This window comes from Syntrophomonas sp. UBA5494 (assembly GCF_002426325.1).
This window is the reverse complement of sequence record NZ_DIPG01000097.1, coordinates 41,816-49,313: the sequence shown is the minus strand read 5'-3', so window position 1 is coordinate 49,313 and position 7,498 is coordinate 41,816. Positions and strand designations below refer to the sequence as shown.

At 51.1% G+C, this 7,498-nt stretch carries 7 protein-coding genes and 1 tRNA gene; 7 read left to right on the top strand and 1 reads right to left on the bottom strand.

The genetic code is table 11. The features are described 5' to 3' along the window. On the top strand, positions 1–370 hold a 370-nt coding region (locus B3W37_RS10805), incomplete at its 5' end, for a C-GCAxxG-C-C family protein (RefSeq protein WP_483175744.1). Next, the gene (locus tag B3W37_RS10800) at positions 324–1,070 is read left to right on the top strand and encodes a TIGR04283 family arsenosugar biosynthesis glycosyltransferase (RefSeq protein WP_483175743.1); all 747 of its coding nucleotides are present in this window, start codon (positions 324–326) and stop codon (positions 1,068–1,070) included. The genes B3W37_RS10805 and B3W37_RS10800, both read left to right, overlap by 47 nt. Positions 1,071–1,299: 229 nt before the next feature. On the opposite strand, the gene B3W37_RS10795 is transcribed toward B3W37_RS10800, so the two are convergent. Beyond that, the gene (locus B3W37_RS10795; RefSeq protein WP_481038185.1) at positions 1,300–1,524 is read right to left on the bottom strand and encodes a hypothetical protein; all 225 of its coding nucleotides are present in this window, start codon (positions 1,522–1,524) and stop codon (positions 1,300–1,302) included. Between the two features lie 352 nt (positions 1,525–1,876). On the opposite strand from B3W37_RS10795, the gene B3W37_RS10790 reads away from it, so the two are divergent. From B3W37_RS10790 to B3W37_RS10770, 5 genes are all read left to right on the top strand, one after another. Further along, on the top strand, positions 1,877–2,398 hold the full coding sequence (locus B3W37_RS10790) for a macro domain-containing protein (RefSeq protein WP_483171424.1): 522 nt from the start codon (positions 1,877–1,879) through the stop codon (positions 2,396–2,398). Between the two features lie 168 nt (positions 2,399–2,566). Then, positions 2,567–3,688 (top strand): SH3 domain-containing protein, encoded by a 1,122-nt coding sequence (locus tag B3W37_RS10785; RefSeq protein ID WP_483175742.1) that lies wholly within the window; start codon positions 2,567–2,569, stop codon positions 3,686–3,688. A 597-nt stretch (positions 3,689–4,285) separates the two neighbouring features. Continuing rightward, on the top strand, positions 4,286–7,087 hold the full coding sequence (locus B3W37_RS10780; protein ID WP_483175741.1) for a PAS domain S-box protein: 2,802 nt from the start codon (positions 4,286–4,288) through the stop codon (positions 7,085–7,087). Between the two features lie 60 nt (positions 7,088–7,147). Beyond that, complete coding sequence (locus B3W37_RS10775) at positions 7,148–7,345, top strand: 4Fe-4S dicluster domain-containing protein (RefSeq protein ID WP_483171445.1); 198 nt, start codon at positions 7,148–7,150, stop codon at positions 7,343–7,345. A 42-nt stretch (positions 7,346–7,387) separates the two neighbouring features. Continuing rightward, positions 7,388–7,462 (top strand) — tRNA-Val (locus B3W37_RS10770). The last annotated feature ends 36 nt before the right edge of the window (positions 7,463–7,498 follow it).

Below are 7,498 nucleotides of genomic sequence, written 5' to 3'. Positions count from 1 at the left end.
CTGCCAGGAGTGGGGCCTGCCGGTTCCTGAAGACCTCCTGTCAGCGGCCAGCTTATTCGGAGAGGGCATGCAGGCCGGCTGTACCTGCGGGGCCTTATCAGGCATGATAATGGCCTCGGGCTTGCGCAGCCGCTATCAGGTTCACCCCCGCCAGGATAAATTAGCTTTGTCGCTGCACGATATCTTCAAACAGAACTTCGGCTCCACCTGCTGCCGGGTTATCAAGAAGAAGAGGTCCATAATCGATAGAGTCGGTTCGCGGGCTTGTCAGGAATTAACCGGCAAAGCCGCGGTGCTTTTGATCGAGCAGTGGAAGGAGCTTGATGATGATCCGTCAGCCCGGGTTGTCGGTAATAATACCAACCCTTAACGAAGCCGTTCCACTGCGGGGATTGCTGAACAAGCTTCTGGAGTACTCCGAAGTGGAAATTATCGTAAGTGACGGCGGGAGTGGCGATGAAACCGTGAATTTAGCCCGGATGATGGGGGCAACCGCCACAATCGGTGCTGCCAACCGCGGAGCTCAATTAAACCGGGGAGCAGCCCTGGCTGCGGCGCCGCTGCTGTTGTTTTTGCATGCGGACAGCAAGCCCGGACCCGGGCTGATTGAGGAACTGCTGCAGATTGATCCCTATAAGCCAGGGTGGGGCTGTGCCATCATAGCGTTTACTCATCCGGGTCATTTCTATACCATGTTGGGTAAATGCTCCAACCTGCGTGCCCGGTTATTACACAGTTGTTACGGCGACCAGGCCATCTATTGCTCGCAGGCCTTATTCCAACAAATCGGAGGTTTCCCGGAATGGCCTCTATTCGAAGATGCCGGGTTTTCGCGCCGGGCCAGAAAGTTGATCCGGCCGGCAATACTATCCGCCAAAGTCGAAGCGAGTTCAAGGCGCTATGAGCAAAATGGCCCCTGGAAAACCGTTTTTTTAGTACAGCTGTTGAAACTGTTGTTTTGCCTGGGGGTTTCACCGCACACCCTCAGCCGGCTATACCGCAGCAAGAAAAGCGGCAGAACTGCAGGCCGCGGTAATCATGATGGGCAAAATCCCGCGGACGGGATTTAGAGAGGCGCGCTTGATGGAAGTGATGACGGCCTGAGAGTACGCCCGTTTCCACCAGCCTGGCGTGGTGGAGCAGGCGTAAAACGTGATGTCACCGGACCGGAGCATGTTTATTACATTTCTGCTGGGATAAAACGTGAGCGACCTTTACACTGGTCCTGCCGCATAAAGATACCGGAGCTTGACCCCGGTATCAACTGTTTTTATTCGGCATCATGATCAATTGCTGCTCTTAACCCTCATCAGCCAGCTTCAGATCCCATTCTTCAGTGCCCCAGATATTGCAGGCCAAAACCAGAGCCTCAACCGCTGATTTGGCGCAGTGTTCCGTATCCCGGCGATTTTCCTCCGGATCCAGCAGAAAGATACGCCAGTAATCTGCCTGTTCTTCCGCCCACACCTCGGTTCTGTCCTCCACGTCCGGCGTTTTAATGGTACCGATTAGCTCCTTAGCCATAACTTCCCCTCCGTTTCTTTTCTCTTTTCATAGTTCCCGTTTAAACAATATAATCCTCTAAAAGAATTATTGCAATGGCTCCGGCAATTGATCTTGGCTGGGCGGTTTAAAATGCAGGACCGGCCGATAAAATGGGGTGTATAATCCTGGTGATTACATATCTTCAATAAATAGCAAACCTGGTGAAAGCCGGGGAAACGCCATGCTGATCTGACTGGAGACTTATGATAAAATAGGGGACTGGTCGGCCGTAAGAAGGTTTAGAGCAGGAACTGTAAGGCTTTTTATGGAAAGCCTATTGAGAACAATGTTGATACAGGCAAATGTTATCTGGCAGAAAGGAGATTTCACCATGCCGCTGCATATCATCCACGGCGATATAATCACAATGCCGGTTGATGCGGTCGTCAATGCTGCCAATACGGCTCTGCAAAGGGGCGGCGGGGTATGCGGCGCCATTTTTGCCGCCGCAGGGGCCGACAAGCTGCAGGCTGAATGCGACCGCATCGGCAGGTGCGGCGTCGGTGAGGCGGTTGTCACCGGAGGCTATGACCTTCCGGCCCGGCACATCATTCACACCGCCGGCCCTATCTGGAGAGGCGGAAATTCTGATGAGGCCCGTCTGCTGCATAATTGCTATACCAACTCTCTGTGGTTGGCCATGCAAAATGACTGCCGATCCATCGCCTTTCCTTTGATCTCCTCCGGTATCTATGGATACCCTATAGAGCAGGCTCTGCAAATCGCCGTCGCTGCCATCAGCGAATTCCTGCTAAAATATGATATTCAGGTTTATCTGCTGCTCTACGATCAACAAACCTTTGAACTGAGCAAAAAGCTCTTCCCAGCCGGTGAAGCAAACAGCGCTGACTGACAGGGCGCCTTTTGAAATTGTGGTACCGGGTTATTCAAGTGCTGCTGAGGCCGCCCCGGGAGAAGGCTATATAAGCATTGAGATGCGAATTGGGTCGATACCTTACCCCAAATTTTATACCCGCGGTTCGTATTAATATAAGGGTACTTTTATCGGGGAGGTTTTAGCGTGGGAGCCATTAAATATGTCAAAGGCAAGTTAAAGTCCTTAGCTTTTTTGTTGTTTATAAGTATTCTGATTTATATTGGTTTTTTGCTGGGGTCGATGACCAATCAGGCTCAGGCTGCAAGCGCAACGGTGGTTGGCAGTGTGGTCAATTTGCGCTCCGGCCCGGGAACGCACTATTTAGTGGCGGGATCCCTTTATAAAGATACCAGGGTGGAAGTGACCGGCAGCAGCGGTGAATGGCGCCAGGTAAAATTCGGGACGCTGACCGGATGGGTGCACTCATCGCTGCTTGAGGTGGCGCCGCCGCAAATGCTGAAAGTAGGGGTTGAAGCGGCTAACCTGCGCTCCGGCCCCGGGGCTGATTATGATATTATCGGGCAGGTTCGTTTAGGTGATTTACTGACCCTGGTGGGTAAAGAAGGCGATTGGTACATAGCCAAAACCTCCGACGGCAAGGGGGCCTACATCCGCCAGGATATGATTGCAGGCCAGTCTGCCGCGGCCTCCACCTCTCAAGCCTCCACCCCGGCGTTAAAAGCTGAGCCTTCGCCCAACCTTAAAATAGTGCTGAACAACCAGCCCATGTCGTTTACGGTTGCCCCCTGCATAGAAAACAATCGCATTATGGTGCCCTTGCGCGAGGTATTTGATGCGGTTGGGGCCACGGTGGGCTGGAATAATGCCCGGCAGACCGCTACGGTAGACTGGGGGGCTAAGAAGATCGTCCTGCCGGTTGACTCCTTTGAACCTACGGTAAATGGTTCGATATGGAGAACCGATGTACCCATCCGCAAATACCGTCAGACTACCATGGCCCCGCTGCGTTTTGTGATCGAGGCTCTGGGCGGCACTGCTTCCTGGGATCCCGATAGTTCTACAGTATACGTTTTCATTCCTCCTGCTGACGGGCTAAAAGCCGTGGGGGTGGTGGTCACTTCCCCTCAGGTCAATCTGCGCAGTGGGCCGGGAACTTTTTACGAGGTGGTCGGCAAGGCTGGCAAAGGGGAGCAAATGTCAGTGATAAAACAGCTGGACGGCTGGTATCAGGTTAACCGGGCAGGGCAAAACGCCTGGGTAGCGGGCTGGATAGTGGAAGTTGTCTGGGGAGGAACAGGGGCGTGAAACCTCCTTTCCTTTAATAGAACACAGCTTGAAGACAGGCGGGTTTATGTTTAAATCGCAAGATATATGCTTTATTAACGGAGAAACCGCTTAATGTCCTGCGCTTCGCCTTGTCCCAAGATGAAAACTCATACCGGGTCGATAGTAATAATATGCCGGGACTCTGCGGTTCCTGGCTTTTTTACGTCCCCGTTTCGATCCCTGCTTTCTACCTGGGTTCCCGGAATCCCAATCTTTTCAGCCTATGCCTCCCCCTGGCTTTACTGCTCAGCTTCTCCTGGTTCTTCTCGCAATACTCACAAATCTTTTCTATATTCCCGCCTTCAAGACTATGATGATCAACAACTACAACCATTGTCCTTGACTTAGTGTTATTGTTCTTAATTATTCGCCTTAGTCCTATAAGAATCCACGATATGCTACAATTAGTGCAATCATGTAAGGCAGGATACTTATGGATTCTAATCCTGTAACTGGCCCTGGGTGACATAATGAGATAATCTGTAAAAGTAGGCGGTGACAAGCCTCTGTAGTTTGGAGATAATAATTATTATTAAACAGGAAATATTTATCCAAATTGTAATTCCTTAAGTATATGTGCTTGGTGAGGATCTCGATATGGAAACTGACTGGCTGACAATTGAAGAGAAGAGTTCCTTATTTGATCTGATGTGGAATGGATCCTCTGAACCCATGATCCTGGCCCAAAGGGTTTTTAATAATAATGATAAAGATTATGTCGTCGGCTATATCATCCTCAGAGTAAACGCTCCTTTTGAAGAACAATCAGGGCTTGGCCAAGATGAGGTTATCGGACGAAGGGTTGCAGAAGTATTGCCATATTTTGATCCCCTATGGCTTGAGGAGTACGGGGGGGTTGGCGGACCTCATAAGACCTTTCAGGCAGTGGCGCGTAATTTCGCCGCAGATGGTTGGTCAAACGTACGGGTATTTTCGCTTAGCGCAGAAAAGCTGCTTGTTACCATTTCAAACCTCAAAAGCGAACCAGAGCGGGAGCATCTGGCTCTGCTGGCGGAACTGCGCCGCAAAGAATTGGAACTCAGCGAAGCACAGCGTATAGGCCACATCGGCAACTGGTACTGGATCCCGGCCATTGACAGGGATGAAAACCATTTATCTGAAGAGTTGCACCGCATCTTCGGTTACGAACCCACTCAGCCGCTGCCTCCCTTCCATTTGGCGAAGGGGGCTCTTTTACCGTCGGATAGCTGGAACAGTATCAATCAGGCAATCGAGGAGACTCTCCGAACCGGAGCAGGGTTCGAAATGGATACCAAAGCCCTGCGTGCCGATGGCTCTCCCATCTGGGTCACCATACGCGCAGAGGTTCTGCGGGATAAGCATGGTAAAATAATCGGTTTGAGAGGCACCAATCAAGATATAACCCAGCGCAAACAGGCTGAAGCTGAACTGCTCAAGGTCAACCGGAGGGAGAGACTGCTTTCCACCGTGGCGTGCCGACTGCTGACCAATGACGATCCTCAGGGGATCATAGATGACCTTTGCCGGGAAACCATGGATTATCTGCAGTGCGAGGTCTTTCTGAACTACCTGGCCGACCGAGAACTGGGCTGCCTGCACCTGAACGCTTGGGCGGGAATACCCCGGGAGGAGGCCTTTAAAATAGAGTGGCTCGATTATGGGGCCGGCATCTGTGGATCCGTAGCCCGGGATGGCAGTTGTATCGTGATTGAGAATATTGATGCCGTCATCGATCCCAGAACCGAGTTGATAAGAGCCTTAGGCGTAAAGGCTTATGCATGCAATCCCTTGATCATAGAGCAAGAGGTAATCGGAACCATATCTTTTGGAACCCGTACCCGGGAATCTTTCACTCCAGAGGAACTCAGCCTGATGACGACAGTGGCCGGCCACATTTCCATAGCCATCGGCCGCCTGCTGGCCAACCAGCAGCTCAGGAAGAATGAACAAAGACTAGAGCTGCTAGTGCAGGAGCGCACCCGGGAACTTGAGGAATCTAATCAGGCTTTCGCTAAAACCTTGGAGAGTATTACCGACGCCTTCTTTACGCTGGACCGGGATTGGCGGGTAACTTATTGGAACGGTGCCGCTGAACATCTGTTTAACGTAACCCGCCAGGAGGTGATCGGCAGAATATTCTGGGAGGTGTTCCCCGATTCTATTGGATCTGAGATCTACTACCAATACCAGTGGGCAATGCTATACAATGTACCGGTGTTTTTTGTAACTCAAGCTGATCATTCGGACCTGTGGGTAGAGGCTCGCGCTTACCCGTCGCCCTCGGGGCTTACCATATACCTGCATGATATTACCAAGCGCAAGCTGGCCCAGGATGAGCTGCGCAACTCCGAGGAGAGATTTTATAAGATATTTGACAACAATCCTGATCTAATCGCTATTCTGCGCCTGAAAGACAACATGTTTATCGATGTAAACCAGAGATTCCTGAGCCTCACCGGCTATAGCCGGGAAGAAGTTATAGGCAAGACGCCTGAAAAGCTGAATCTTTATGATGAGAATCAGAGCCTGCTCGACTCAGCTTTGATTGAACTAAAGACCAAAGGGGAAATCCATAATGTTGAGTATAGGCTCAGCACCAAATCCGGGAATATAGTTACCGTTTCTGCTTCAATCGTTATTATGAACCTTAACGGGGAACTTTGCCGGGTTGCCCTGATGAGAGATCTGACCAGGGAGAAGTTGATGGAGGCGGAAATAGCCCGGCTTGACCGTCTAAACCTGATTGGAGAAATGGCGGCCAGCATCGGCCACGAAATCAGAAATCCTATGACTGCGGTGCGGGGCTTTCTACAAATGCTGGGTGAAAAGGAGGAGTATTCTGAAGACCAGGCCTTTTTTGATCTGATGATCGAAGAACTGGACCGCGCCAATGAGATCATCACCGAGTATCTGGGGATGGCTAAAAACAAGAAAATCAGCCTGCTACCCAGGTGCCTCGACGAAATCGTCAATTCGCTGTGCCCCATGATTCAGCCTACGGTCACCAAAAGGGATATGAATCTGAAGCTGGAGTTAACCGAACCTCCCCCGTGTCTGGTGGATGAGAATGAGATCCGCCAGTTAATCTTAAACATGGTCCATAACGGGCTGGAGGCTATGGATTCCAAGGGAACGCTGACTATCGGCACCACTTCGGAGGATGATGACATAGTGCTCTACATAAAAGACCAGGGCCACGGCCTGGATCAAGATATCATGGATAAGCTCGGGACTCCGTTCCTCACCACCAAGGATAAAGGCACCGGACTGGGCCTGGCGGTGTGCTACAGCATCGCTGCGCGTCATAAAGCCAGGATCGATGTTACGACCGGGTCGACAGGAACCACTTTTTATATCAAGTTTCCCATAGCAGCTGAACAGGCTTTGCTGCTTTAGAAAAAAGTGGGGAGGCCGGGGTGACAAAAAAAGGCCGTCCCCAATTGTCCCACTTTACGGCTGCAGGCCGATAAAAGCAGGTGCATAAACTGCATGACCTGTACCCGGAGTTGCACCATGAGTCTTGAGGCTAATCAGATGGTGCAGAGCGAGGATATGGAAAGCCCTGAATGCATCCTCTGCGGTACCTGTGTTGATAATTGTCCCCAGGCTGCAATCGCATTCCGCTTTCACTGCGAGATGCGCTTGGCCTCTTGATTTTGGCCGGCAATAGTTATATAATTTAAAAGCATAAATTATGGGCCGTTAACTCAGTGGGAGAGTGCTTCCTTGACGCGGAAGAAGCCATAAGTTCGAATCTTATACGGCCCACCATAAAAGACAAGCAATACCGGGGTTTTAAAGCCCCGG

Coding starts and splice junctions, on each gene's coding strand:
- B3W37_RS10800 (WP_483175743.1), top strand. CDS start 324: ATGATGATCCGTCAGCCCGGGTTGTCGGTAATAATACCAACCCTTAAC.
- B3W37_RS10795 (WP_481038185.1), bottom strand. CDS start 1,524: ATGGCTAAGGAGCTAATCGGTACCATTAAAACGCCGGACGTGGAGGAC.
- B3W37_RS10790 (WP_483171424.1), top strand. CDS start 1,877: ATGCCGCTGCATATCATCCACGGCGATATAATCACAATGCCGGTTGAT.